This is a genomic window from Paenibacillus sp. SJS-P3, assembly GCF_056711585.1.
The window spans coordinates 2186064-2211589 of sequence record NZ_CM160043.1; the positions used below are offsets into that span (position 1 = coordinate 2186064).

The window sequence follows — 25526 nt, forward strand, 5'->3', positions numbered from 1 at the left end:
TCGATAAGGCCGGCTTCGCAGCAAAGCGTAGAGCCGGCTTGCCCTTGACCTTCCGCGTCGCCGGGTACCCGTGGTTTCATCTGTATCGTTCTTCTGCAGATGAAAAAAACCCAATGGAACCGGTGTTTTTCCGGGTCGCTTGGGTTTTAGCGGGTGGTGGGGTTTCGCGGCAATAAACTAAAGATTAATAATGATGTAAGAGCCGTTCAGGATTCTGGACGGCTCTTACACTTGAAGGATCATTCAAGACTTCGCCAAAGGCTAAGCTCCCTTCCCTGCATTTCCATTAACCTGGCGGCATAGCGTAGAGACAGGCCCGATATCTAAAAAACCCAATTGGGCCGATAACCTTCCGGGTCATTTGGAGGTTTCGCGGGTGGTGGGATTCGTGGTCGGAACCATATACTGCTCAAAAATAAATGAGGAATTAAATAGAGCCAAACCAATGAAGACGGTTTGGCTCAAAAATGTATTAGGATTAACCTTGGGTAGGAGTCGTACTGACTGTAAAGGTGCTATCCCAGTTCCATTTTTCACCCGAGAAAGCAGACCACTCGATACTGAGATACTTTAGTGCGACACTAACAATACCACCCGTAACCGGATGTGCATAACTGCTAATGACCTGTTTGTGAAGACCTTTCATTGAAATCGGTACCTCCAGGCGATCGGAAACAGCTCCATACTGAGCCGGATTGTAACCAATATCGACATTCATCTTGGTCGCACCGATAGCACGAACCGGCGTAATTTTTTGCTGTTGCCAAGTTGTATCATTAGGAAGCTTCTTCCATTGATGTGTTCCTGTCGAAGACATGCTCGAAATGCCGCTGTCCCAAGCTTGAGCTATTGTATCTGTAAGGAAAAATTCCGGATATCCACTCCAGTTATAGCCGGAATAGAAATCATACAAGAAGGCGGTCGCTGTTGCATTCTTTCCAACATAGAAGATGGAAGCTGATCCCGTAAACAGCCTGTCCTTTACAGAACCTAAAGCAAAAGGAGTGATTCCACCTGATTGCATTTTGAGAGTGGCGGCATCGCGATCTTGAATGATTTGTACCTCAGCACGATTCGCATCTGTAATGACGTGCGTAGTACCATCAAGCGCGGTATAGGTGTGCTCTCGCTTAGTCGTCTCTAAAGGAATAGCAACTCCTCCCCGACTAACGATTTGACGCTTCGTATCCAACGAATATATAGGAAGTTCATTGAACGGAACTTGCATGGCAGCAAGGACTTTATTCAGTTGAGCTTCGCTCAGCGACTGTGCGTTGGAGACGGGAGAGATTCGTCCATCGGACAACTTATCGACTGTGAGCTGCGAATCGATAGCCATCTTAACAGAGACCGGCGAAGAAGTTGTTACGCTTTCTGTTCCATAGGTAGAAGCACTTGCTAAAGGAGCTGCCATAAGAAACATGGATACAACTGGAATAGAAACATATCTCTTCTTCATTTGGGTAATATCCCCTTTCGATTTGACTTTATCATCATAGCATTATGAAACAAACGCTGTAAAGATAGTTGCAAAAAAAAAATATTAGTGCAAAAATGTTAAATACCAACTTCAGAGAAAAGAGGGATACATGACGTGAATAAAAAACGAGTTTTTTCAATTGCTTTAGTGGTAATTATTTTAAGCGCCGCTATTTATTATTTCAATTCATCCAATCCACTAAACAAGACAGCTTCCCACCATGCTATAGCTGAATTGGTTCAGATTAATGGGAATAAGCTTGTCTTTGCCACACAGGCTATGGAGGAAATAAGAGCGGAAGCTCCAGAAATCGTCCTTCCATTTCTAGAAAAAGGGAAGCGCTACTCGATCACAGTGGATACGAATAAAAAAGACGGAGCAATCCTAAAAGAAATAAAGCTCTCTGACGTGCAGTAAATAGATATGACATTGTAATGACGGAAGAGAACAAAATTAATCTCTAGTAAGAGTCTTTCATTTCAGAAAGACTCTTCTTGTACGTTCACTCAAGTCTAGCAGTTATTCTCTCAGCACTTCTGTGTAACAGGATATGCGACATACATGCAGAGCTGGCCACCATGCGCCGATCGTCACACAGACGCACGCGTCTTTTCCTCTCGCATTCATCCAGGAAGGCCGGCCACGCAGCAAAGCGTATAGCCGGCTTGCTCTTGAACCGGACCGCCCCCTGCATATAACTGTAATTCTGTATTAATGTATTTACAGGATGCGACGACAAAATTCTACATAATTTAACAAATTCATTTCATTACTTTTAAACTATATACAGAAAGTCGATAATATTTTACTATATAAGTGAAAGTTTGATAAAACTTTCTAAATTATGAAATATGAAGGGAAGATGTAATTATGAAGAGGAAAAAAATCTTATCAGTTTTAGGTACTGCAACCGTAATGAGTTCAATTCTAGCATCATCTGTTTATGCAGACACCACCAAAGAATTCCAAACCCAAATGACCACTAGTGATGTTCATAATTTAAGTACCACTCCACCAGGAGCAGGTTTTTCAACGCAAGGTCAGGATCCTCCACCAAGTGGTGCATCCGTCCACGATTTATCCATTAGTCCTTATAATTATCAGGTCATAGAAGTCGGAGCACAGGTGTTCACTGATAAGTTTCTTAAAGGAAAAACGAGTATGAAAATTTCAGTATTAAACTGGAAATATAGTGGCGAAGCTGTTCCTAATGATTCGCTTGTACTTACTGTGTTTACCAAGAGTGGTGAAGTTAAATTACAAAAAACACTTACTGGTATTACTTCATCAACAAGTTATACTTTTACCGGCCTAACTTCTACGTCAGAATATTATGTGAGATTTGCCGTTCCTAGAAACGATAACAAATACTCATTTAACGGTTCTATAAGCTAATCAATTCCTGAACAAGAGTAGGTTGTATACAAACAGATTCCAGAAATTTTTTCTGGTATCTGTTTCTTTTTATTGAAATATGTAATAATATCTGATTATTAAAAAACATTGGAGATCAACATTTATGACAAATATATTATCAAGAAAATTTTTTAGTCTTACATTTATTTTATATGTATTATTACTATCCAACCTAACTATTTTTAAATATTTCGGTAGTGTGCAACAAGTCATTAGAAGAATAGAAGATACCGCATATCAAAAAAAGCTTGGATATTTGAATTTAAATTTAGTGCCATTTAAATCAATCACTTCGTCAATAGGTTCTTACATGCGAATTGGGACAGAGCCTTCAGCAAACCTCGTAGGCAATATAATCTTGTTTGTTCCGATGGGTTTTTTACTCCCGCTGATTATAAAAAGACCGTCCTTCTTAAAGACGATTGGGATTTCATTTGTAATTATTTTTTCAATAGAAATCATTCAATTTATTACCTGTTTAGGTGTTGCTGATATTGATGATGTCATCCTAAATATTGCTGGCTGCGTATTTGGCTATTCGTTATATTTGATTTTTAAGAAACTAACCAAGACTAAAAAAAGCGAGAACAATAATAAACAATTGGCAAAATAGCCTACGATTCATCATTAAAGTAACCGGAAAAAAGCCCATACCATGTATGCCTTGCGGAGACAGGCCTTGGGGTGGCCGCCTGGATGACGGGGAGAAAAGGTTCAGCTGCAGGTAGAACTTATGCGCATTCAGTTTGAACCCTCCTTTTAGGCCCCACGGGCGACGTTAGAGTAAAACGACAAACGGCGTCAACAGGTTGTCTTCCGCCTGAAAAAAATAAAAAGCTATCCGGTTTGGATAGCTTCCTTTGAACTGTCTTTTCCGCGCCACCGGTTACCAGCACCAGCAGGCTTCCGCCTAACGAAAGCAGAGACAGCCGCTCATTTTGCAGAAGCGCCCCGAGACTGAGCGCGATGACGGGGGAGATGTACAGCCAGGTGGATGGGAAAAAGGCGTTGGTCGCTTTGATGAGCCAGGCATAGAGGCTATGTCCGAGCATGGAGCCGACTACGGTCAGGTAGATCAGCGATCCGGTTGCCGACAAGAAGTCGAGCGACTGCGTCGAGGGCCTTTCGGCGAAAGCGGAGAGAATCAGCAGCCCGATGCCTCCATAGATCATCTGCGCGGCGTTCAAGGCGACCGGCGGCAGCTCCGGAGAGCGAAGCAGCGCACGCCGGGTCAATAGGCTGCCTGCCGCATAACCGAACTCTCCCAGCAGGACGAGCAGGCAGCTGACCAGCCAAACGACATTCGCCTGAGCATGAAGCTCCGGCAGCATGAGCGTGATGACGCCAAGCAGGCCGATGCCGCAGCCAGCTCTCTCCAGGAAGCCGGTTCGCTGCCGGAGCGCCACGGATTGCATCAGCAGAATGGCCATCGGGCCTGTCGCCGACAGGATGGCGGCCATGCCGGAGTCGATATGCTGCTCGGCCCAGTAGAGTCCGGCAAAGGTGGCGAATGTGCTGCCGGCGCCGATGAAGGCGAATTCCTTGCGGAACAGCATCGAGAATTGGACCTTGCGGCGGGCAAGCATCCAGCCGAACAGCAGCAGCCCGGCGGCGGTGAAGCGGATTCCTGCCGACAGGAACGGGGGCAGGCCGGCAGCCACGCCGATTTTGATTACGAGAAAAGTCGTGCCGAAAATCGCGCACATGAGCAAGTAATTGAAAACAACCATCAGCGGGCCTCCTCTTTCTATTTACTATATAGGTTGACGAATAGAACAGATGGGATAGGATTAGACCAGATAGGCTGATATCGGGAGGAATGGGAAGTGGAGAACAACATCGCTGCCGCGGCTCGGGGCAACAACGCCGTCACCAAGCTGGCGCTCGTTCAAGACGAGGTGAGAAGCGGCATGAGTCGGGGAGAGTGGAAGGCCGGGGAGAAGCTTCCATCGGTCAGGTCGATGGCGCAGCGGCTCGGGGTGCACCGGCTGACCGTGCTCAAAGCCTATCGGCTGCTCGAAGAGGAAGGCATCCTTTCCTCCAGGTACAAAAACGGCTATTACGTGCGTGCCCGCGAGGACGCGCGGACGAGCGCTCCGGATGGAGATGCCGCTCCGGGGTGGGCTTATGCAGCCGCTCCGGGCTACGTCAACCGCAGCCGGCTTTCGGACATCCACAGCGTGCAGGTCAGATATCAGATGTCGGAGGCTTTGATCGATCCGGCTCTGCTTCCGAACCGCTTTTTATCGAATCATGTGAAGCAGGTGCTGGATCTTCATCCAATGGTTCTAAGCACTTATTCCACTGTGCTCGGCGATCCGGAGCTGAGAGAGGCTTTATCGGCGTTTTTTGCCGAAGCGCATGGAATCGATGTCGCTGCGGGAGAATTGCTCATCACGTCGGGGTCGCAGCAAGCGATCGATCTTGTGTCGCGTTCTCTGGTCAAGCCCGGCGACCGCGTCTTGATCGAACGGCCGACGTACAGTCCTGCGATCGACGTCTTCCAGCAGCAGAATATCGTTCTGCTGCCTGTCGAGCTGACGGCGGAAGGATATGACCTGGACGCTGTCGAAGCGCTGATGGAGAAGGAGAAGCCCCGCCTGTTCTATATGAACCCGACCTTCCACAACCCGACGGGTTATACGGTGCCGGCCGAGCAGCGCAAGCTGCTGGTGGAGCTCGCGGAGCGGCATGACTGCATCCTGGTGGAGGATGACGTCTACCACGATATCTATTTTGACCAGCCCCCGCCTCCGCCGCTGTTCTATTACGATACGGAAGGATACGTCGTCTATATCCGCAGCTTCAGCAAATATATCGCTCCCGGCCTGCGGATATCTGTGCTTGCCGCGCGCCCTTCCGTCATGGAGGGCATCCGGCCGCTCAAAGCGTTGTCCGACAGCGGATCTCCGCTGCTCAACCAAAAAATATTCCAGCATTACTTTTTCTCGAGCCGCATGCAGGAGCATGTCCAGAAGCTGAGAACCGCGGTCCGCATGCGCAGGGATGCAATGGAAAAAGCGCTTGCCCGGACGGGCTGGAGCTGGGACAGCCCTGCCGGAGGTTTGAACCTGTGGATCTCCCTGCCGGATGGAATCCCGGCCGATCTGCTGCTGGAACGATGCTTGGCGCGATCGGTCGCCTTTGTGCCCGGCAGCATCTGCGATCCGCTGGGCGACATGAATGCGAGGATCCGGCTCAGCTATTCCTTTTTGAGCGAAAAACGGATCGCAGAGGCCGTCGAGCAGCTGATACAGGCGGCGGAAGAGCTTCGCCGCTGAATTTTGCTTATTTTGTTCAAATCCGTGGCGGGAGCGGCATCTCTCTGAATAGGCCGAAGAGAAGCGAGGAGATCAGCATGGAATCGATTGCCGAAGAAGAACACATCGGCACGTCAATGGCATTGCCGCCTGCAGAGCCAAGCCATGATGCGGATGACGAACGCAAGCTCGCGGACCGGGCCAGAGCGGGAGATGCCGAAGCTTTCGGGGAGCTGTTCGAACGTCATCGCCAAAAGGCGAAGGGCTTGGCGCAGCGGCTGACAGGTGACGCGCATATGGCCGATGACGTCGTGCAGGAAGCGCTCATCCGCGCATTCCTCCATCTGGGGACGCTTGCCGATACGAGCCGGCTGCTGCCGTGGTTTTACCGGATCGTCCGCAACCAGGCCAACATGAAGCTGCGCCGGGGCGGACCGTACCGCAAGGAAAGGCCGTTCAACTCGCTTGCAGCTCCTGTCGGGCGAGAGGCCGCCGCTGCCGACTGGGAGGATCTCGACAGCATTTTGTCCCACTTGGCCGGTCGGGCGAGCCAGGAGGCGGCTCTCAGCCAGGATCCGGCAGAGGTGCTGCTTCGCAAGGAAACGTATGAAACGATTCATGCGCTGCTCCATTGCCTGAGCGCCAAGGAAAAAGGGATCTTCAAGGCTTATTTTTTCCGGCAGCTCCGTCCGGAAGAAATCGCCGGGATGTACGGGATGACGACCGGATCCATCTACACGTACATTCACCGTTCCAGGCAAAAGCTGCGCCAGGAGCATATCCGGGCTTCTCTCGGCCTGATGCCGGATGCGAAGAGAGGTGCGGGAATGGAAAACGGCAAGCTGCTTGAGCTTGCGTCAGGGAAAGAAGACCAGCCCAGGCTGTTCACGCTCGCAAGCAGTCTGGGGCGGATACTTGCGGCAAATGGAGAGCCGAGGAGCGGCGCGGAACTGATGGGAGACTCGGGGATGGCTTTCCGCATGAGCATTTCGGAGAAGACGACGTTCTCGGACGGGCTTTACATCTTCGATTGGAGGTCGTCAATACAAGAGCTGATGGCAGGATACGGGTACGAGACGGCGTTTTGCTGCGGGCAGCTGGCCGGCTCTCCGGTTCCGCTGCTCGGGGCCTTGGAGAGCTTCCCGGTCGTCCTGCCGATCGAGGAAGCTGTCCTGCCGTTCATCCGCAGCCGGATCGACGCCGGAATGCCTGTGCTTTATTTCGATACGCAGGCTTCTCGGCCGTTCGTCCATGAATGGTCCGTCATCCACGGTTATGACGACGACCGGCGCATCGTGAATGTGACCGATCCTGTGCTTCCCGAAGGGAAAACCTTGCCCTACGAGGATGTGGCCGGCAATCCCGTCCGGTTTCTGGCCGCTTTTTCGCGGAAAGGGAGCAGCAGGACGGTGAGCAGGCAGGCGGCGGACAGCGATGCGGTGGTCCGGTTCGTCCAAGCTGCCTGCAAGGGAATTCATTTCGCCAATGAAGGATCGCAATATCGTCCTCGAACCTCGTACTTGAGCTATGCGGCGGGGCTTGCGGCTTACGAGGCTTGGATCCGCCATCTGGCCGATCCGGACACGGCGCCGAACCGATACGGCATGGGCCAGCTTGCCGCTGCCTATGCCGAGGCGAAGCGGTACGCGGGTGCGTACTTGCGGGCGGCACCTTTGCGCGGGGAGGCGATGAGGATGGCTCTGCTGGCATCGGAAGCTTATGAGCAGGCGGCGCTTGCGCTGGAGGAGCTCAGCCTCCTGGTTCCTTTCGTCAAAACGGCGGAAGTGATGCCTCCGAGCCTGCGGGAAGACTGCATGTCCCTGTTGAGGAAAGCCAAGCGGTTCGAAAGCGCCGCCGTGGGCTATATGGAACAAGCATTGAAGCTGCATATCGAGGAGAGGGTTGAAGAAGATGAGCAAGCTTAGATTCATGACCGAGTTCACGAATTTGAAGCGGATTATGGAGGCCAAGGAATCGTTCGAGCGGCTCCATCCAGAGGTTGAGGTCGTCATCGAGCAGTCGGCGGATCATTTCGAGTCGCTCAGCGCTTGCCGAACGGATGAAGCGCCCGACATCATCGAATCGGGAGGCTGGGCGCTGTTCAACCGCGAGGGGATGTTCGTCGACTTGAACCCATTTGTCGAGCAGTCGGGGATTGAAGCGGATCTTTATTCGGGGCCGCTGGCGATTGCCCGCCATAACGGCACGCTGCCGGGACTTCCCGTCGACATGAGCGTTCCGCTGCTCGTGTTCAACAAGGAGATGTTCGACAAGGCGGGCCAGCCTTACCCGGAGGACGACTGGACATGGGAACAATTCGTTGAAGCGGCCAAAAAACTGACGATCCGCGGCGAAGACGGGGTGGCGCTCCAGTTCGGCTTCGGCATCGGCGTGGACATCGAATGGTACGAGCCGTTCGTATTCCGGAATGGCGGATCGTATTTATCTCCCGACGGCCGGACAGCGAGAGGGTATGCCGACAGTCCGGCAACCATCGATGCGATGCAGAAATTGATCGACGCTTACCGGGTGCATGGCATTATCCGCAAACCGAAGGAGCCATCATCTGCCGGGCAGCTTCATGAAGGCTTTGCCATGATTTTCGGCTTCATGTGGTTTGCCGGGGGTTTGATTCACCACGGCATCGATCATCGATTCGGGGTGGCAAGGCTGCCGCGGTTGGCGGAAGGAAGAGACGGCAATATGATCTATATGGGCGGAGCGGGCATAACGGGCAATTCCCTGCAACCTGGCCTGGCCTGGGATTTCCTGCGGCATTATCTCGTCGACAGCCCTTCGTGGCCGCTGCCGATATCCCGAAGCCAGGCGGAGGAGAGAGGCTTGCATGAGCACAGGATCTGGTCCCGCTATCTGGAGGAGCTTCAGCATGCGCAGCCGAGCGGCTTTTATTTGAATGAGAAATGGAACTCTTCCCGTCAGCTGATCAACGAGGACATCGAACGAATGATTGTAGACGGAGCGGATGTAGCGAAGACGCTGCGTTCATGGACCCGGTTTGCCTGAGACGACGTGGAAGGGCAAAAGCAAGCAGGCGGGAAGCAGCATGAAAAACGCTGGCTCGAGGCGGCACAAGCGCAAGATTTCGTTGCTGTTTACCCGGCCTTTATGACCAGCGCCATCAAGTGAAAAACGGCCGTCCAACCGAGCTTCGCTCGCAGGACGGCCGTTTTTCACTTTCATCGGACGGGCTGGGGGGTTAGGACCGCCCTTTGTTCAGCAGTTCCCAGCGGTAGACGTATTCGAACAGAAACTCGAACGATTCCAGATGGCGCTTGGCTTCGAAGGCATTCGCTCCCCAGGCGTAGATGCCGTGCTTGCGCAGCAGGATGCCCGGCAGGCGCGGATTCAAGTGATCCGTCACTTCGGGCACGATGCGGGGAATATCGGCGAAGTTAGGCACGATGGGAATGTCGATATGCGCCTCTTCCTCCCAAATGCCCAGCCCTTTGATCAGCTCGACTCCGGTCACCGGAACGCTCCGGCGCTCCCAGAAATATTCCGAGACGAGATTGCTGTAGACGGAATGGATATGGAAGATCGCGCCGCAGCCGGTGAGACGGTAAATCTCGCAGTGGATCAGCGTCTCGGCAGAAGGCTTGAGCGAGGTCGCTTCGCTGGACTTCCCGTTTTGATCCACGAGCAGGAAGTCCTCCGGCGTGGACTTGGACTTGTCCTTGCCGCTCGCCGTGACGGCGAATTGGAAGCGCCCCGGATTGAAGTCGCCAACGCGAACGGACAGATTGCCGCTCGTGCCGGGGAACCAGCCCCGTCCGGCGAACAGCTCCTTCACTTCGGAGAGCTCGGCGAAAGCTCTCTGCTTCTCTTCGAGTGTAATCGGGGAATCCATGTAATCGGTCATGGCCGTTCACCTGCTTTCTGAAGTTGCTGCCGCTCTTTGAGACTGGCGACCACGTCGTGAAAAGTAGTGAATTCCACATGCGGAAGGCCAAGCTCGCGGCATTTGGTCGTGAGATGGGAGCGGGAGAAGACGAGATCGGCAAGCTTGGCGCCTTCAAAGTCGGTCACGCTGTCCCCGATCAGAATCCGGTCGTGCTTGTCGCCCGCGAAGAGGCGGATGACGGCTGTTTTGCACATGCCGCATTGTCCGTTCGGACATTCCTCGTCGCAGCTATGCGGCCAGACAATCTCGATGTTCTCTCCGCTGAAATCGCTGCTGTTGCAATAGATATGGTCTTCCGGAATGCCGAAGCGGGACAGCAGCGGATAGACGAAAAAGTCGATGCCGCCGCTGGTGACGAAAAATTCGATGTTCTCCGCCTTGCAGTAATCGAGCAGCTCCTGGAAGCCGGCCCGAATGACGGCGTTGGAGATCGAGTAGGCGATCACTTCTTCCTTGAGCGAGGATGGCAGGAGACGGAACATTTCGCCGACTCCCTGCTTGATCGACTTGCGCTGGTCGATGGTATCCTGGGCGATCTGTTCCCAGCCCTCAGGATTGAAATGGCGGATGATAGCGATGATGTTGTCGTTCTCGGTTATCGTGCCGTCGAAGTCGCAGAAAATAACCGGCCTGCGGGCTGCCCCGGCGTTATAGGAGGCAGAAAAGCCGGATTCGGTCAGGGATGAGGTCATGAAGACAAGCCTTCTTTCATGCGGGATTGTTCTCGAAGAGAAGGATGCCTCGGGCAGCCTCTGCATTCGACTCCAGGGAAGGGCTTCGCATGGCAAATACGTCAAAGCCTTTCAAAGCCTGTACAAGAAGAAAGCATACCACAAGCTTGTCTTCTTCTCTACGCCGAAATGGCCGCCTCTGAAGACGGCGGCCATTTCGGCGGAAAGGAAAGTCAGCCTTCGCGAACGCCCCAGGCTTTGATGGCTGCGGCAAGTTCTTCTCGTCCGGAAGCTGCAGCCGCTTCCTGGAGAGACACTCCCTCCAGCGCCGCGTCGATCGCCTGCCGGAATGCGCGGCCGCCGGCCGCCGCTCCCATCGGATGGCCATGGACGCCGCCGCCGGCGTTCACGACGACTTCGCCTCCGAAGTCTCTCAGGATCAGCGGCACAAGTCCGGGATGAATGCCCGCAGACGGCACGGGGAAGCTTGTCCTTGCAGGGACAGAAGGGTCCAGCAGCGCTTCCTTGATCGCCATGTTCTCCTGCTTCGGCATGACGACGGAGCCGTAGGGCGAAGGGAAGAGGACCAGGTCCGCGCCAGCCAGCCGCATAAGCTTGCCCAGCAGCAGCGAAGCGGTGATTCCGTAGTGCGGGGACGGATAGAAAGCGCCCGCCAGCGCGGGATGCGCCGCGATCGGGACGTTGATGTCCGGATCGCTGCTCAGCTCGTGAAGAACGTCGTAGCCGTAGGAAAGGACGTTGAACAGCAGGGCGTTGGCGCCTTCCGATATTGCGGTGCGGGCCTGTTCGGCGAGCTTGGAAGTCGGTCCGGTCAGATTGACGGCGTACAGCAGCTTCTGTCCGGTATGCTCCGACGCTCTGCGAGCGGCTTCCATGCAGACGGCGACACGGCGGCGGATGCCGATCTCCTCGTTCTCGAACAGAATCTCATCATCCTTGATGAGATCCACTCCGCCGAGCGCCTGCTGGTAGAACTGCTCCTCCAATCCTTTCAGGTCATGGCCGATGACCGACTTGAAAATGCTCATCAGCAGCGGCCGGTCATGGACGCCCAGCAGATCCCGCACGCCTTCGATGCCGAACTTCGGTCCGGGGAAGGCGCTCCTGAAGCTCTCGGACACATCGAGATCAAGCAGCCGCACGCGGCCGTCCATCGACAGCTTGCCGAACACGGTGACGAGCAGGGCTGGAATGTCCCGGCTGAAATTGATGTCGGGATAGGCGATCCGAATATCGGCATAGCGCGATCCCGGCGTGCCGTCGCCTTCATGGACGTCGATGGAGACCGTGCGTCCCAGATGCTTTTCCATTTCGGCCTTCCGTGCGTCCGGAAGCTCGGTCCAGCTGCCGACCGTCAAGCCTACGGCGATGGAGTCCGCTTTTTTGCTGAAATCCGCCTTGTCGTCATGGACACGGTAAAGGGCGGTGCACATGCCTGGAATGGCGATGTTACTTCTGCTCTCGTTCACCAAGAACGCTCCTTTCGATCTCGCGGCCGATCTCGTCCGCACGTTGCGCGGACTTTTTCATTCCGGCCTTGAAAAATTCGGCGACATGATGCTCCTGCATCAGCTGGATCGCCGCTTGAGTCGTGCCGTTCGGGCTGGTCACCTTGCGCCTCAGCTCGGCCGGCTGCTCGCCGGTCACCCGCATCATTTCGGCGGCGCCGAGCACGGTCTGCACGGTGAGCTCGCGCGAGGAATCGCTGTCGAGCCCCATTTCCATCCCGGCTTCGATCATGGCTTCCATAATATAATACAAGTAGGCCGGTCCGCTACCCGACAATCCGGTGACGGCTTCCAGCAGCCGCTCCTCCACGACCGTTATGAGGCCGATCGAGCGGAACAGCTGCTCCACGGCTGCCCGCTGCTCCGGATCCGTCTCCGGGGAATAGCTCAGCGCCGTCGCGCCGAGGCCGATCGTGCTGGACGTGTTGGGCATCGTCCGGGCGACGGCCGCTTCCGTCCCGACCAGAGCTTGGATCGTGCGGATCGACAAGCCTGCGATGAGGGAGACGATCAGCTTGCTGCCGTCGATGAGATGGGAGATGGAGCGCAGCGCTTCCTCGGCGTCCTTGGGCTTCATGCTGAGCACGATGACGTCCGCGCCGGCCAGCATCGCCTCTTTTTCCTCCGGAGTCTCTGCGGTCAGGACGCCGTATGCCGAGCGGAGCTCGGCCAGCCTGGAGCCGCCGCTGCGGTTGAACATGCCGATGCGCGAGGCTCCGCACAGTCCGCGCGATATCATGCCGCGGGCGACGGCTTCGGCCATGGAGCCGGCTCCGAAGAAGCAGTAGCTCAGCGTTTCCGGCTGGGCGAACAAGGCGGGAGTTCCCGCCGACGATGGGAATGGCGTAGTCAATAGTAGTCCTCCTTAACGTTCCTTGACGGCTGTCAGCCTCTGATCTGGCCGGTGCCCCGGATGCGGTATTTCGTAGATGTAAGCGCCGGCAGACCCATCGGTCCCCGTACATGAAGCTTTTGCGTACTGATCCCGATCTCGGCTCCATAGCCGAATTCGAAGCCGTCCGTGAAACGGGTGGAGGCGTTATGATAGACGGCCGCGGCGTCCACTTCATTCAGGAATCGTCCTGCGGCATCGGCATCTGGCGTCACGATGCACTCGGAATGGCGGGTGCCGTATCGCGAGATATGGTCCAGCGCCTCGTCCAAGCTGTCCACGACGCGAATGTTGAGAATATAGTCGTTATACTCCGTCGCATAGTCGGCTTCGCCGGCCGAGGCCATTTCGACCGCGCTTCCCGCTATGCGGCGCGCTTCGCTGCAGCCTCTAAGCTCGACTCCGGCCCCGGCAAGCGCAGCTGCCAGAGGAACCAGGCCATGCTCCGCATAGCGGGCGTTGACGAGCAGCGTCTCCATGGAATTGCAGACGGATGGACGCTGGGCTTTGGCGTTGACGGCAATGGAGGCCGCCATGGCCGGATCGGCTTCCGCATCCACATAAGTATGGCAGATTCCTGCCCCCGTCTCAATGACGGGCACGGTGGCGTTCTCGATGACATTGCGGATCAGAGCCGCGCCGCCGCGAGGAATGATGACGTCGAGCAGGCCGTTCAGCTTGAGCATGGCGTCTGCGGATGCGCGGCTAGGATCCTCGATCAGCTGGAGCGCTTCCGGCGGCACGGCTGTAGCTTGCAGCGCTCCGCGAAGCACTTCCACGACGCGCCGGTTCGTATGGAGGGCGGCGCTTCCACCGCGAAGAACGACGCTGTTGCCTGTTTTCAGGCATAGGGCCGCGGCATCTACCGTTACGTTGGGACGGGCTTCATAAATCATGCCGATGACGCCGAGCGGCACGGATACCTGCTCGATATGGAGCCCGTTCGGGCGCTCGATCGTCTGCACGGTCCGTCCGACCGGGTCTTCAAGGGCGATGACCTCCCGGACTCCTTGGGCGATCGAGGCAATCCGCTCGGCATTCAGAGCGAGCCGGTCGAGCAGGGAAGGGGCGGTTCCGGCTTCGCGTCCGCGATCCAGATCCAAGGCATTGGCCTCCAGGATGCTGTCCGTCTCCACGATCAGCGCGGCGGCCATCGCCTCCAGCGCCCGGTTTTTCTCGGCCGTGTCCAGGCTGCCAAGCTTGCGGGCGGCTTGCTTCGCGAGCGCGGCTTTGACGGCCGCTTCGGATGCGGCGGTTTTTTGCTCTATCGTCATGTTTCATTCTCCTTTCGGGTTTGGGGCTGCTGCTCGGGACTCAAGTTGCTTGCGGCTTCGCATGCAGTCCGCTTGAAGTGCGCCGCTTCACGTACAGTTTGCTTTAAGTGCGCCGCTTCGCGTGCAGCCTGCTTAAAGTGCGCCGCTGCGCGTGCAGCCGATCTTCCGATCGCTGTTCCCGTCGGATTCCCTGATTCTCATGGACAAGGGAAGGAATCCTCCGGAAAAGGCGACCGCTGACGCTTCTCCAGATTCGGCTGGCACGCTTCGCGGGCAAGCGCGCTATGCTCGCTGCGTGGGGCAGAAGTGCGTGCCGCTGCGCATGCAGTCCGCTTGAAGTGCGCCGCTGCGCGTGCAGCCGATCTTCCGATCGCTGTTCCCGTCGGATTCCCTGATTCTCATGGACAAGGGAAGGAATCCTCCGGAAAAGGCGACCGCTGACGCTTCTCCAGAACCGGCTGGCACGCTTCGCGGGCCATGGCGCTTATACTCGCTGCGCGGGACTCAATTTGCGTGCCGCTGCGCATGCAGTCCGCTTGAAGTGCGCCGCTTCACGTGCAGTTTGCTTTAAGTGCGCCGCTGCGCGTGCAGCCGATCTTCCGATCGCTGTTCCCGTCGGATTCCCTGATTCTCATGGACAAGGGAAGGAATCCTCCGGAAAAGGCGACCGCTGACGCTTCTCCAGACCCGGCTGGCACGCTTCGCGGGCCATGGCGCTATGCTCGCTGCCGGGATCAAATGGCTTGCCGCTGCGTATGCGGCGGGTGTAACGGCGTTAACTAATGGGTCAAGCTGCGCCGACTCACGTTAAGCTTCGTCATTTTTGTTACGCTGCGTATTTCGTGAAGCAGCGTTAATTGCGCGTCAAGCGGCGTCAAGTTCACGACAGCCTAGCCGCCAGAGGCCGGCAGAGTCGCCGCGAAGCGGCTCCTCCAATCGAATAATCCCAGCGTAGCGAGCCGGCCAATCCATAGAAGCGCCAGCGTTCGCCTTTGCTGATGTATTCTGACCACTGAACCAAAAATTCAGAGAATACATCAGCAACAGCGATCGGAGGATGGGCGGCCCGCGCAGCGTTCAGAATTATTCCCGGAGGATTGCCGGCCCGCGCAGCGTTCAGAATTATTCCCGGAGGATGGCCCGCGCAGCGCCCGTAATGTTCCCTGGATGGCCGACGCGCGCAGCGCAGAACTCAGGTATCGTTCATTTCAGCGTAATCCACTCATCCCGATGAATAACCTCGATCCGCTGCACGTCGATGCGCCGCTTCGCTTCCTCCGAGCCGAGGCCGGCAACGGCGCGAAGCTGCCAGGCGGCATAATTGACGATGCCGCGGCCGACCAGCGAGCCGTCCCGGTCCTGCACCTCGATGACATCGCCAGGATGGAAGTCGCCGGTGACGTTCGTCACGCCGGCGGGAAGAAGGCTTTTGCCGCCCGCTACCAGAGCGTTGCAAGCGCCCTCGTCGACCTTGATGCTGCCGGACGGCATGGAGTGGAAGCCTAGCCATTGCTTCTTTACGGGAAGACTATGCTCGTGAGAGGTGAAATAGGTGCCTTTGCCGCGTCCCTCGGCCGCGAGGACCAGATCTCCCGGCTCGGACACCCGTCCGATGAATGCCGGCACGCCGCCGCGCATCGCGATGCGTGCCGCCTCGATCTTGGAGCGCATGCCTCCCGTGCCGACTGCGGAGCCGGCGCCGCCGGCCAGGCTCATGAGCTCGCCGGTGATTTCCTCGACGCGCTCGATTTTGCGGGCGTCCGGATTATGGCGGGGATCGGCGGTATAGAGGCCGTCCGTGTCCGTGACAATGATCAGCTTGCGAGCCTTCACGAGATTCGCGACGAGCGCCGACAGCATGTCGTTGTCCCCGAACTTCAGCTCGTCGGTCGAAACCGTATCGTTCTCGTTGATGACGGGAACGACCCGCTGGCGCAGCAGCTCCTCGATCGTCATCATAGCGTTCCGGCCCCGGTCGCGGCTGCTGAAATCGTGGCGGGTAAGCAGCACTTGCGCGCATGTGACGCCTCCGGTCGCAAAGGCTTCCTGATAGGCCTGCATGAGCAGCGCCTGGCCGACGGCCGCGGCCGCTTGTTTTTCATGGAGCAGCTTGGGGCGAGACTCGTACCCGATGACGCTGAAGCCGGCTGCGACCGCACCGGAGGTGACCAGCAGCACCTCATGGCCCTGAGCGTGAAGCTTGCCAAGCTCGCCGGCGTAAAAGACCATGTTTTCTTTATTGAGTCCGCCCTCGGGGCTCGTCAGCGAGCTGCTACCGATCTTGACGATGATTCTTTCCTTCGGCATCCCCCGAACCTCCTGTCTATCCGTGCCGTTCTTGTGAATCAACATGAATGCTAGGCGAAAAACAAATAGGCCTCCGTCCTCAAAAAGGACGAAAGCCTATGCTTCCGCGGTACCACCTTCGCTTGGGCGGCATGAATGCCGTCCCACTCCGGACCCTTGTAACAGAGGGCGCTGTCCGGCTCGTCGCCGGCCGCTCCGGGATGGGTGCAGGCGATACGGCACGGCAGCCTCTCCCAGCCGATGGAGGCTACTCTCTGGCGTGCCGCTGTGACGCCTGGCGGTTCCCTTCATTGCGAATGTCGGTTTTCAGTTGCACTTAGAATACCATGCCTCTTTGCTGCTGTAAAGCGGCGGACCATTCTCCTTAAGAGAACAAGCCCAGCTTGCCGATCCGGAGGATCGCTTCCCGCAGCCGCTCTTCGCCGCTCAGCAGCCCGAGCCGCACATAGCCTTCGCCATGCGTGCCGAAGCCGATGCCGGGAGCGACGACGACGTCGGCCTGCTCCAGAAGCAAGTCCGCGAACGACTCTGATGTATGGCCGTCCGGGACGGGCAGCCAGCAGAAGAAGGAGCCGCCCGGGCGCGCAGCCTTCCAGCCGATGTCGTCCAGCGCCGAGAAGACGGCCTCGCGGCGGGACTGATAGAGGGCGTTGAGCTCCGCCACCGATTGCTGCGATCCCGTCAGGGCAGCGGAAGCGGCTTCCTGTATGCCTCCGAACAGGCTGCAGTAATAGTGGTCCTGGATCGTATTGATCAGCTCGACGACGGTGCGGTTGCCAAGCGCGAAGCCGACTCTCCAGCCGGCCATGTTGTACGTTTTGGAGAGGGTGTAGAACTCGACTCCGACCTCTTTGGCGCCGGGAGTCTGCAGGAAGCTGACCGGACGCTTGCCGTCGAAGCCGAGGGCGCCGTAAGCGAAATCGCTGGAGACGACGATGCCGTTCGTGGCGGCGAATTCGACGGTCTCCCGGTAGAATTCCGGCGTCGCCACCGCTCCGGTCGGATTGTTCGGGTAGTTGATGAACATGAGCTTGGCGTCGCGGCGGTCTTGCTCGGATACGAGGCTGTAGTCCGGCAGGAACGCATTGCCTTCGAGCAGCGGCATGAACGACATTCTCGCGCCCGCGAGCGAAACGCCGGACCAATAGTCCGGGTAGCCCGGATCCGGCACGAGGCACAGATCGCCGGGATTGAGCAGGCACTGGCTGATCTCGATCAGCCCGGTCTTGCCGCCGAACAGGATGGCGACCTCGGTCTCGGGATCCAGCTCGACTCCGTAATCCTCCTTATAACGCTTCGCCACGGCTTCTTTCAGGAAAGGAAAGCCGCGGAAGGGAGGATATTTGTGATACTTGGGATCGGCGGACGCCTTCTGCATCGCTTCCACGATATGGGTCGGGGTCGGCGTATCGGGATTGCCTTGGCCGAGGTTGATGACGTCGCGGCCTTTGGCCGCCTGGGCGTTCGCCTTGCCGACCAGCTTGGCGAAAAATTGTTCAGGCAGCCCTTGCAGCCGCTCGGCGGGCTGAATATCGATCAGCGCGCGGCTGCCGATGGGATTGGTCATGTACGGTCACTCCAATTCAATTTGCTTCGGGACGGTCCGGCATAGCCGCAGCCGCCGCTTGTATGAAGCCATGGTATCAGAGAGGCTGCGGCATGTCGAGAAATCCTTCCCGGAATAACCGGATATCTTGATCAGGACTTGGGCTCGAAGCGCGCCAAAGCGAGGAAAGGCCGCAAATCGGTATTGACGCGAAGCAAATAGGGCTTGTTTTTCAGATCGAAGGCGAGCATCTCCGGCTCTTTGCCGCGGCAGTAGAACAGAAACACTTCTTGGACCTCGAAGCCGGCCTTCTCGAGCTGCACTTTATGCACTTCCTTGAGCGGGATCCGGAACACGTACCCGCAGCGGTCGTCCGGCGTGAAGTTCGGCGACATTCCTTGGACGTCGTGCAGCCATTGCCGGGCAACAGCCTGGAATTCGGCTGAATTAGCCAGCGTTCGGACGACCTGGCCGGCCTCAACGTCAAAAATTTGAACCGGCCGCTCACCTCCCGTTGATAGGGGAGGAAGCGCCTTTGAAGCTTCCGGAGACGAAGCTGGCGATGCTGGAGCCGCCGAAAAGGCGGTCCCGCTAAAACAGGTCATAACGGCGAGCAGAACGATTGCGGCGAGGCTTAGCGGTCGGAACATGGGATACCTCCATTGGTCTTTTCCAGTTGAAGGGGATGCCTTTAAGCTGTCCAACTTGACAGACTTCCATGAGGAAGTATCATAGAAAAGACAATTTGAGGCGGCCCTGCCGCGTCCGGAGGTACCTGCCCATGAAGAAATCTTCTGCCAAACTTCGCATCGCCCTCTTGCAAATCCCCGTACACGCCGGTGATCCCGAAGCCAATTACCGGCTCGTGGAACAGCGGCTGCGGGAAGCTTCGGAGCTGAATCCGAAGCCGGATGTCCTCGTGCTTCCGGAAATGTGGAATACGGGCTACGCGCTGCAGCAGATCCAGCAGCTGGCCGATTCCGACGGGGCTCGGACCCGCAAGCTGATCTCGGATTTCAGCCGGAGCACGGGCATCCATGTCGTAGCCGGCTCGATCGCCGAGAAGCGCGGCAGCGAAGTCTACAACACCGCCTATGCGTATGACCGGGACGGCCGGCAGGCCGGCTCCTATTCTAAAATCCATCTTTTCCGCCTGATGGAGGAAGAAAAGCATTTGTCAGCAGGAAGCGAGCCGGGACTGTTCCCTCTTCAGGATGAGCAGGCTGGCATGATGATCTGCTACGATATCCGCTTCCCCGAGCTGGCGCGCAAGCTTGCCTTGTCGGGCGCCAAAGTGCTGTTCGTGCCGGCTGAATGGCCGCATCCGCGCCTGCATCATTGGAGAACGCTTCTGACGGCCCGCGCGATCGAGAACCAGATGTATGTGATCGCCTGCAACCGGACAGGCGCGAGCGGCAAAGACGTCTTCTTCGGCCATTCGATGGTCATCGATCCGTGGGGAGAGATCCTTGCGGAAGGCGGGGAAGAAGAGACCGTCCTCGTCGCCGACATCGACCTCGGCCTCGTGGACGAGGTGCGCGCGCGGATTCCCGTATTCAAAGACCGCAGGCCTTCCCTCTACTGACGGCTCCCTTCCTTGTAATGCTTGCTCACCGCAGCCTTCATCGTCTCGATGAAGGCTTCTGCCGCTTTGGACAAGTAGCGTCCCTTCCGGCTGGCGATGACGAGCGTTCTCGAAGGGTTTCCTTGAATGGAGCAATAGCTCGGCATGAACTCGCTGCGCGCCCCGCGGGCGATCATGTCCGGGATGAACGCAAGCCCCATTCCGGCCGCCACGAGGGATTGCACGGTCTCGATATTGCTGCTCTCAAAGACGATGCGCGGCTGGAAGCCGGCGCCGGCGCACAGATCGAGCGCGATCTGGCGGAAGCCCTGGCCTTTCTTCAGCACGATGAAGGGCTCCTCCGACAGCGTCTCCAGGCTCACGGGAGCCTTCTCGCCGGCAAGGCGATGGCTGGGCGGGACGGCAAGGGAGATTTCTTCCCGGATGAGCGGCTGATAGACGAGTGTGGAATCGATCAGAGGCAGCGAAAGAAGGCTGATATCCGTCTGTCCGCTGGCGGCCAGCTGCTCCAGCTTGACCGTCGTGTCCTCGACGAGCACGATCTCGATCTCCGGATAGGCGGCTCCGAATTCCGGCAGCACGATGGGGAGGATATGGGAGCCGGTGATCGGAAGGCTGCCGATGACGAGCCGGCCTCGTTTCATATGGGCCATATCCTCCATCTCCGTCCGCAGCTGCTCGATGCTGCCGAGGATGGATTGGGCTTTGTCGACGAACACTTCGCCGGCATGGGTAAGCTCGACGGAGTTCGTCGTGCGGCGGACGAGAAGGACGCCGATCTCCTTCTCCAGCTTGGACAGCTGCTGGCTCAGCGATGGCTGGGCGATGTGGAGCTTTTCCGCGGCGCGGGAAAAATTGAGTTCTTTTGCGATTTGAATGACGTATTGCAGCTGGCGGAGCTCCATTTGCTGCCATCCCCCTTTGATTATTATCTATACCTATAACTATTATAGATATTATATCTTGGAACAATCAAGGGAAAGCAGGTATGCTGGATTCAATCATTAAGAAACGGCAATCTACTGAACTTATACGGGGTGATTCGCATGGCGAAGCGTACAATGTTTGAAAAGATCTGGGACAATCACGTCATCCATTCGGAAGAAGGCAGTCCGAGCATCATCTATATCGATCTGCATCTAGTGCATGAGGTTACTTCTCCGCAAGCGTTCGAGGGGCTGCGTCTCTCGGGACGCCAGGTGCGCCGTCCGGACCGGACGTTCGCGACGATGGACCATAACGTGCCGACGAAGGACCGCTTCAACATCAAGGATCCGATCTCCAAGCAGCAGGTGGACACACTCACGAAAAACTGCGAGGATTTCGGCGTCAAGCTGTTCGACCTCAACAATATCGACCAAGGCGTCGTGCATGTCATGGGGCCGGAGATCGGCCTGACCTGGCCGGGCAAGACGATCGTATGCGGCGACAGCCATACGTCGACGCACGGCGCGTTCGGAGCTCTCGCATTCGGCATCGGCACAAGCGAGGTCGAGCATGTGCTGGCGACCCAGTGCCTGCAGCAGTCCAAGGCCAAAACGATGGAAATCCGCTTCATCGGAAGCCGCCGTCCCGGCGTGACCGCCAAAGACATGATCCTCGGCCTCATAGCCAAGTACGGAACGGACTTCGCGACGGGTTATGTGCTTGAGTATACCGGCGAATCCATCCGCAGCCTCAGCATGGAAGAGCGCATGACGGTCTGCAACATGAGCATCGAGGCAGGCGCCCGCGCCGGCCTGATCGCTCCCGACCAGACGACGTTCGACTACCTGCGCGGCCGGGAATACGCTCCTCAAGGAGCGGATTACGACAAGGCGGTCATCGCATGGAGCGACCTGGCTTCCGATGAAGGCGCCGAGTACGACACCGTGCTCGAGTTCGACGTCGACGCCCTCATTCCGCAAGTGACCTGGGGCACGAGCCCGGGCATGGGCACCGACATCACGGCTGCCGTCCCGAATCCGGCGGAGCTTCCGACGGAGAACGAGCGCAAGGCGGCCGAGAAGGCGCTTGAATACATGGATCTGAAGCCAGGCACGCCGATAGCCGAGATTCCGATCGACTATGTGTTCATCGGCTCCTGCACGAACGGCCGCATCGAGGATCTGCGCGCCGCAGCCGAGATCGCCAAGGGCTACAAGGTCAGCGACCGCGTGACCGCGATCGTCGTGCCGGGCTCCGGCCGCGTCAAGATGCAGGCGGAGAAGGAAGGGCTTGACGCCATCTTCACCGCGGCCGGCTTCGAGTGGCGCGAGGCGGGATGCTCGATGTGCCTCGCGATGAACCCCGACGTGCTGCAGCCCGGACAGCGCTGCGCCTCGACGTCGAACCGCAACTTCGAAGGCCGTCAAGGACGCGGCGGACGCACGCATCTCGTATCCCCTGCAATGGCGGCCGCGGCTGCGATCAAGGGCCGCTTCACGGATGTGCGCGACTGGAAGATCAATCAGGAAGTGGCGAACTAGAAGACAGGCGCCTGCCTAGAAAAGGGGAGTACCGAACATGCAAGCATTTGAGACCTTTACGGGCATCGTAGCCCCCGTCGACCGCGTCAACGTGGATACCGACGCCATCATCCCTAAGCAGTTCCTGAAGCGCATCGAGCGCAGCGGCTTCGGCCAATATTTGTTCTATGAGTGGAGATTCGACGAAGAGGGCAACGTGAACCCGAACTTCGAACCGAACAAGCCGCGCTACAAGGGCGCTTCCGTGCTGATCTCCCGCGCCAACTTCGGTTGCGGCTCCTCCCGCGAGCATGCTCCCTGGGCGATTCAGGATTACGGCTACAAAGTCGTGATCGCGCCTTCTTACGCGGACATCTTCTACAACAACTGCTTCAAGAACGGCATTCTTCCGATCAAGCTGAGCGAAGAGCAGGTCGAGGAGTTGTTCAAGCGCACCGCTGCGACCGAAGGCTACGAGCTTACTGTTGATCTGGAGAGCAAGACGATCGCGGACAATCAAGGACTCAGCATTCCGTTCGAGCTCGACGAGCACCGCCGCCAGTTCCTGCTGCAAGGATTGGATGACATCGGCCTGACCCTCAAGCATGCGGATGAAATTACCGCTTACGAAGAGCGCCGCCAGGGCTCATTCGCTTAAAGCCGGCCCAGGCGCATCCGCATATGACCAGGCGGATGTGTCCGGAAATGAACGGCCCGATCTCAGTCGCGATAACTCTTCCGGCGTTTCCCCGCAGGCTCCGGAACTATTGTCCTGCTGAGCATTGGACTATGGACCACAGAGACTGTCCCATCCGTCATGTCATGACTAGGGACAGTCCTTTTTTTGTTTCGGCAGACACAAAGAAACCGGCTCATCATGAAATGGCCGCGAGGCTGCCATTCCAGAGAGTCGGTTTCTTTGTCCATTCAAGCTATTCTGGGCCATCGATGAGGGTGCTGTCGGGACAAGCCTCGCCGCAGACCACGTCAGGCCGCACACCGCGACAGGCCGCACACCGCGTCAGGCTCTAATATAGAACACAAGCTCGCGGCCGTTTTTTTCCGGCTCCATTTCCATGGTGTAGCCATGCTTGACGACTTCTTCAGGAACGTTCCTGAACGAGGCGGGACAATCGGCTACGACCTGCAGCAGCTGCCCCTTTTGCAGCTGAGTCAACGTTTCCAGTGTATAGATGACCGGATAAGGACAGGATTCGCCTCGGACATCAAGCGTATAGTCAACGGTTGGCGGTTGTTTTTGCGACATGGGCGGTCGCTCCTTTCTTGAAGCCGTCTTTGAACCGGTAATGCTTCTGCCAGTACACGGCGATGATGAACGCGGCCGCCAGGACGACCAAGGTAGTTGCAAGCGCCGCTCCCGGTCCCATGACATCGATGAGGTTGATCTTGGAGCCGCTCTTCACGAGCGTGTTGTAGACGCCGAGATGGTCCCAAGCGTATGCCAGGGCGCCGGCGCCGATCACGTTGCCTATGAACACGGGCAGGAAGACGATCTGGCCTTCCATGAGCCGATACATCATGCCCGTCTCGCAGCCGCCGGCCATGACGATGCCGAGGCCGAACAGCAGCCCGCCGACAAGGGTGCTCAGCCCGGCGACCTTCGTAATGGGCTCCATGCCGTTCAACAGAATGATGGCGAGCGTTGCAACGGAACTGACGGCCATGCCGACGATGATGGCTTTGGTCATAGTAGCGCGCCCGCTGATCCACAAGTCGCGGAACGCCGAGGTGAAGCAGATCTGGGCGCGTTCGATCAGGATGCCGAACAGGGCGCCGAACAGAGCAGCGACGCCGAGCATCTTATGTCCGCTGGCGAAAAAATAAACGACCAAGCCGGCATAGGCGGCCGCTGTGGCGCCTCCTATAATCGGCTGAACGGCCGAAGACTTGGCGGCCTTCCGGGCGATCGGGCCTTTCGTTACGACCGGCTTGCCCTTCCACCAGGACGTGCCCGCCAGCTTGGCTCCAAGGAAGGTGCCGCCTGCCGTCGCGATCATGAAAATCCAGGCATGGAGCGAGAATTGGGGCACGCCGGTGAAGAAGGCGGCCAGGTTGCAGCCGAGCGCCAGCCGGGCTCCGAATCCGGCGACGATACCGCCGGCGAACGCTTGCAGCCAGCGGCGTTTTTGCCGCGGAACGGTGATTTTGAAGTTATTGTTCAGAAGCACCATAATGAGGGCGCCGGCGAACATGCCCCATACGATCCAGCCGTCCGTGCGAGTAAAGGATGTTCCTTTCATGCCGATCAGGTTGAAGTAGTCCCAGTTCGAAACATCCGCCCCGAACAGCGCCATCACATGCCCTGCGAGTCGCGTGAACTCGCCCGTTACAGCCCACACCGTATGCGTGATTCCGAAATACAGCGCGCTGAGAACGCCGGCCAGCGCCATGACGAGATAGGGATTCCAGTAGTTCTGAAACAGCTTTTCGTATAATGATTTCATTTCCAATTCCTTTCTCCCTGTCTTATTCAACTTATTCTACTATAAATATCGGAACGCGTGGCCAGTAGAACCAACATAAATAAGGAGGGATCGTCATCATGCCGGAGACAGCAGCCCGAGAGCCGCAACATCCGCTTCATGACCTGCAATATCCAGCATGGCATGGGAATGGACGGAGCCATGGACATCCAGCGGACGGCAGCCGTCATCGCCGGAGCCGGCCCGGATATCGTCTTTCTTCAAGAGGTCGACCGATTCGTGTCCAGGAGCGGCGGAGTCGACCAGATGATGCGCCTGGCGGAGCTGACGGGGCTGTCTCATGTCCAATTCGGCCGGTCCATCGATCTGGAGGGCGGCGAATACGGCAATGGAATCCTGTCGCGCTATCCGCTTCAGCTGCTGGAGCTGCTGGAGCTGCTGAACGATTGGAGGACCGCTCCGGGAGGGATGGAAATTCCGACTTATCCTCCTTCACCAAAGCCCGTCTGCCAGCTCGATTATCTGTTCCTCAACCAATCGGCGAGGCGGGAGAGGCATCCGTGCAGGCTTGGTCGGAGAGGGAGGCTTCCGACCAATTGCCGATCATCATGGATGCCGTTCTCCATCTTGTCCGCCGCTAGGCTTTCCGGAAAATAAAAAATGGCGAATGATCCATATATTTGCAACCTATTCCGGCAAAATACGTCTGTTTTTCTGTTCGGCATTCAAGCCATAGACGAAGCGAGCTGCAGG

The 25526-nt window shown here is 57.1% G+C and carries 23 protein-coding genes; 10 read left to right on the forward strand and 13 right to left on the reverse strand.

All coding sequences use genetic code 11. From position 1 onward, the window contains the following. Positions 1-478: 478 nt before the first annotated feature. Complete coding sequence (locus AC06G8_RS10080; protein WP_480285182.1) at positions 479-1459, reverse strand: hypothetical protein; 981 nt, start codon at positions 1457-1459, stop codon at positions 479-481. 135 nt (positions 1460-1594) lie between these two features. On the opposite strand from AC06G8_RS10080, the gene AC06G8_RS10085 reads away from it, so the two are divergent. From AC06G8_RS10085 to AC06G8_RS10095, 3 genes are all read left to right on the forward strand, one after another. Continuing rightward, positions 1595-1897 (forward strand): hypothetical protein, encoded by a 303-nt coding sequence (locus AC06G8_RS10085; protein ID WP_480285183.1) that lies wholly within the window; start codon positions 1595-1597, stop codon positions 1895-1897. A gap of 453 nt (positions 1898-2350) precedes the next feature. Then, positions 2351-2875 (forward strand): hypothetical protein, encoded by a 525-nt coding sequence (locus tag AC06G8_RS10090; protein WP_480285184.1) that lies wholly within the window; start codon positions 2351-2353, stop codon positions 2873-2875. Positions 2876-2999: 124 nt separating this feature from the next. After that, on the forward strand, positions 3000-3509 hold the full coding sequence (locus tag AC06G8_RS10095) for a VanZ family protein (RefSeq protein WP_480285185.1): 510 nt from the start codon (positions 3000-3002) through the stop codon (positions 3507-3509). A 118-nt stretch (positions 3510-3627) separates the two neighbouring features. Here AC06G8_RS10095 and AC06G8_RS10100 read toward each other — a convergent pair whose 3' ends face one another. Continuing rightward, positions 3628-4626, reverse strand: coding sequence for a DMT family transporter (locus AC06G8_RS10100; protein ID WP_480285186.1), 999 nt, complete (start codon positions 4624-4626; stop codon positions 3628-3630). Positions 4627-4722: 96 nt separating this feature from the next. On the opposite strand from AC06G8_RS10100, the gene AC06G8_RS10105 reads away from it, so the two are divergent. The 3 genes from AC06G8_RS10105 (at position 4723) to AC06G8_RS10115 (ending at position 9180) form a co-directional block, all read left to right on the forward strand. Then, positions 4723-6177, forward strand: coding sequence for an aminotransferase-like domain-containing protein (locus AC06G8_RS10105; protein WP_480285187.1), 1455 nt, complete (start codon positions 4723-4725; stop codon positions 6175-6177). A gap of 77 nt (positions 6178-6254) precedes the next feature. Beyond that, on the forward strand, positions 6255-8081 hold the full coding sequence (locus AC06G8_RS10110) for an RNA polymerase sigma factor (protein ID WP_480285188.1): 1827 nt from the start codon (positions 6255-6257) through the stop codon (positions 8079-8081). Continuing rightward, a complete protein-coding gene (locus AC06G8_RS10115; protein ID WP_480285189.1) occupies positions 8068-9180 on the forward strand; it encodes an extracellular solute-binding protein in 1113 nt (370 codons plus the stop codon). Before AC06G8_RS10110 ends, AC06G8_RS10115 begins: the two co-directional genes overlap by 14 nt. Before the next feature lie 193 nt (positions 9181-9373). Here the strand turns inward: AC06G8_RS10115 and mtnB are convergent, their stop codons facing one another. The 8 genes from mtnB to AC06G8_RS10155 all read right to left on the reverse strand — a co-directional run bounded on the left by mtnB (position 9374) and on the right by AC06G8_RS10155 (position 18692). Then, a complete protein-coding gene (gene mtnB, locus AC06G8_RS10120; protein WP_480285190.1) occupies positions 9374-10036 on the reverse strand; it encodes a methylthioribulose 1-phosphate dehydratase in 663 nt (220 codons plus the stop codon). Next, positions 10033-10770 (reverse strand): 2-hydroxy-3-keto-5-methylthiopentenyl-1-phosphate phosphatase, encoded by a 738-nt coding sequence (locus AC06G8_RS10125; RefSeq protein WP_480285191.1) that lies wholly within the window; start codon positions 10768-10770, stop codon positions 10033-10035. Before AC06G8_RS10125 ends, mtnB begins: the two co-directional genes overlap by 4 nt. A gap of 212 nt (positions 10771-10982) precedes the next feature. Beyond that, positions 10983-12203, reverse strand: a complete 1221-nt coding sequence (locus tag AC06G8_RS10130) for a 2,3-diketo-5-methylthiopentyl-1-phosphate enolase (RefSeq protein ID WP_480285414.1) — start codon at positions 12201-12203, stop codon at positions 10983-10985. A gap of 16 nt (positions 12204-12219) precedes the next feature. After that, positions 12220-13131, reverse strand: coding sequence for a pyrroline-5-carboxylate reductase (gene proC, locus AC06G8_RS10135; protein ID WP_480285192.1), 912 nt, complete (start codon positions 13129-13131; stop codon positions 12220-12222). Positions 13132-13163: 32 nt separating this feature from the next. Then, complete coding sequence (locus AC06G8_RS10140) at positions 13164-14444, reverse strand: glutamate-5-semialdehyde dehydrogenase (protein WP_480285193.1); 1281 nt, start codon at positions 14442-14444, stop codon at positions 13164-13166. A gap of 1203 nt (positions 14445-15647) precedes the next feature. Beyond that, positions 15648-16751 carry a glutamate 5-kinase gene (gene proB / locus AC06G8_RS10145; RefSeq protein WP_480285194.1) on the reverse strand — a complete coding sequence of 368 codons (1104 nt, stop codon included), beginning with the start codon at positions 16749-16751 and terminating at the stop codon, positions 15648-15650. A gap of 364 nt (positions 16752-17115) precedes the next feature. After that, the gene (locus AC06G8_RS10150; protein ID WP_480285195.1) at positions 17116-18318 is read right to left on the reverse strand and encodes an aminotransferase class I/II-fold pyridoxal phosphate-dependent enzyme; all 1203 of its coding nucleotides are present in this window, start codon (positions 18316-18318) and stop codon (positions 17116-17118) included. Positions 18319-18449: 131 nt separating this feature from the next. Beyond that, complete coding sequence (locus AC06G8_RS10155; protein ID WP_480285196.1) at positions 18450-18692, reverse strand: hypothetical protein; 243 nt, start codon at positions 18690-18692, stop codon at positions 18450-18452. 386 nt (positions 18693-19078) lie between these two features. On the opposite strand from AC06G8_RS10155, the gene AC06G8_RS10160 reads away from it, so the two are divergent. After that, a complete protein-coding gene (locus AC06G8_RS10160) occupies positions 19079-19882 on the forward strand; it encodes a carbon-nitrogen family hydrolase (protein ID WP_480285197.1) in 804 nt (267 codons plus the stop codon). On the opposite strand, the gene AC06G8_RS10165 is transcribed toward AC06G8_RS10160, so the two are convergent. Further along, a complete protein-coding gene (locus tag AC06G8_RS10165) occupies positions 19876-20787 on the reverse strand; it encodes a LysR family transcriptional regulator (protein WP_480285198.1) in 912 nt (303 codons plus the stop codon). The genes AC06G8_RS10160 and AC06G8_RS10165 overlap by 7 nt on opposite strands. A gap of 141 nt (positions 20788-20928) precedes the next feature. Between AC06G8_RS10165 and leuC the strand changes: the two genes are divergently transcribed. Together leuC and leuD are read left to right on the forward strand one after the other, a co-directional pair. After that, the gene (gene leuC / locus AC06G8_RS10170) at positions 20929-22350 is read left to right on the forward strand and encodes a 3-isopropylmalate dehydratase large subunit (protein WP_480285199.1); all 1422 of its coding nucleotides are present in this window, start codon (positions 20929-20931) and stop codon (positions 22348-22350) included. 37 nt (positions 22351-22387) lie between these two features. After that, positions 22388-22987 carry a 3-isopropylmalate dehydratase small subunit gene (gene leuD / locus AC06G8_RS10175; protein WP_447661700.1) on the forward strand — a complete coding sequence of 200 codons (600 nt, stop codon included), beginning with the start codon at positions 22388-22390 and terminating at the stop codon, positions 22985-22987. A 363-nt stretch (positions 22988-23350) separates the two neighbouring features. Here the strand turns inward: leuD and yedF are convergent, their stop codons facing one another. Further along, positions 23351-23596: a sulfurtransferase-like selenium metabolism protein YedF gene (gene yedF / locus AC06G8_RS10180; protein WP_447661699.1), complete on the reverse strand. Its 246-nt coding sequence runs from the start codon at positions 23594-23596 to the stop codon at positions 23351-23353. Next, on the reverse strand, positions 23568-24794 hold the full coding sequence (yedE, locus tag AC06G8_RS10185; protein WP_480285200.1) for a selenium metabolism membrane protein YedE/FdhT: 1227 nt from the start codon (positions 24792-24794) through the stop codon (positions 23568-23570). The genes yedF and yedE overlap by 29 nt, the downstream gene beginning before the upstream one ends. Before the next feature lie 138 nt (positions 24795-24932). Here yedE and AC06G8_RS10190 point away from each other — a divergent pair, with 138 nt between their 5' ends. Further along, the gene (locus AC06G8_RS10190; protein WP_480285201.1) at positions 24933-25430 is read left to right on the forward strand and encodes an endonuclease/exonuclease/phosphatase family protein; all 498 of its coding nucleotides are present in this window, start codon (positions 24933-24935) and stop codon (positions 25428-25430) included. Positions 25431-25526 lie beyond the last annotated feature (96 nt).

Coding starts and splice junctions, on each gene's coding strand:
- AC06G8_RS10080 (WP_480285182.1), bottom strand. CDS start 1,459: ATGAAGAAGAGATATGTTTCTATTCCAGTTGTATCCATGTTTCTTATG.
- AC06G8_RS10090 (WP_480285184.1), top strand. CDS start 2,351: ATGAAGAGGAAAAAAATCTTATCAGTTTTAGGTACTGCAACCGTAATG.
- AC06G8_RS10095 (WP_480285185.1), top strand. CDS start 3,000: ATGACAAATATATTATCAAGAAAATTTTTTAGTCTTACATTTATTTTA.
- AC06G8_RS10100 (WP_480285186.1), bottom strand. CDS start 4,626: ATGGTTGTTTTCAATTACTTGCTCATGTGCGCGATTTTCGGCACGACT.
- AC06G8_RS10110 (WP_480285188.1), top strand. CDS start 6,255: ATGGAATCGATTGCCGAAGAAGAACACATCGGCACGTCAATGGCATTG.
- AC06G8_RS10115 (WP_480285189.1), top strand. CDS start 8,068: ATGAGCAAGCTTAGATTCATGACCGAGTTCACGAATTTGAAGCGGATT.
- mtnB (WP_480285190.1), bottom strand. CDS start 10,036: ATGACCGATTACATGGATTCCCCGATTACACTCGAAGAGAAGCAGAGA.
- AC06G8_RS10125 (WP_480285191.1), bottom strand. CDS start 10,770: ATGACCTCATCCCTGACCGAATCCGGCTTTTCTGCCTCCTATAACGCC.
- AC06G8_RS10130 (WP_480285414.1), bottom strand. CDS start 12,203: ATGTGCACCGCCCTTTACCGTGTCCATGACGACAAGGCGGATTTCAGC.
- AC06G8_RS10140 (WP_480285193.1), bottom strand. CDS start 14,444: ATGACGATAGAGCAAAAAACCGCCGCATCCGAAGCGGCCGTCAAAGCC.
- proB (WP_480285194.1), bottom strand. CDS start 16,751: ATGCCGAAGGAAAGAATCATCGTCAAGATCGGTAGCAGCTCGCTGACG.
- AC06G8_RS10150 (WP_480285195.1), bottom strand. CDS start 18,318: ATGACCAATCCCATCGGCAGCCGCGCGCTGATCGATATTCAGCCCGCC.
- AC06G8_RS10155 (WP_480285196.1), bottom strand. CDS start 18,692: ATGTCGCCGAACTTCACGCCGGACGACCGCTGCGGGTACGTGTTCCGG.
- AC06G8_RS10160 (WP_480285197.1), top strand. CDS start 19,079: ATGAAGAAATCTTCTGCCAAACTTCGCATCGCCCTCTTGCAAATCCCC.
- AC06G8_RS10165 (WP_480285198.1), bottom strand. CDS start 20,787: ATGGAGCTCCGCCAGCTGCAATACGTCATTCAAATCGCAAAAGAACTC.
- leuC (WP_480285199.1), top strand. CDS start 20,929: ATGGCGAAGCGTACAATGTTTGAAAAGATCTGGGACAATCACGTCATC.
- leuD (WP_447661700.1), top strand. CDS start 22,388: ATGCAAGCATTTGAGACCTTTACGGGCATCGTAGCCCCCGTCGACCGC.
- yedF (WP_447661699.1), bottom strand. CDS start 23,596: ATGTCGCAAAAACAACCGCCAACCGTTGACTATACGCTTGATGTCCGA.
- yedE (WP_480285200.1), bottom strand. CDS start 24,794: ATGAAATCATTATACGAAAAGCTGTTTCAGAACTACTGGAATCCCTAT.
- AC06G8_RS10190 (WP_480285201.1), top strand. CDS start 24,933: ATGACCTGCAATATCCAGCATGGCATGGGAATGGACGGAGCCATGGAC.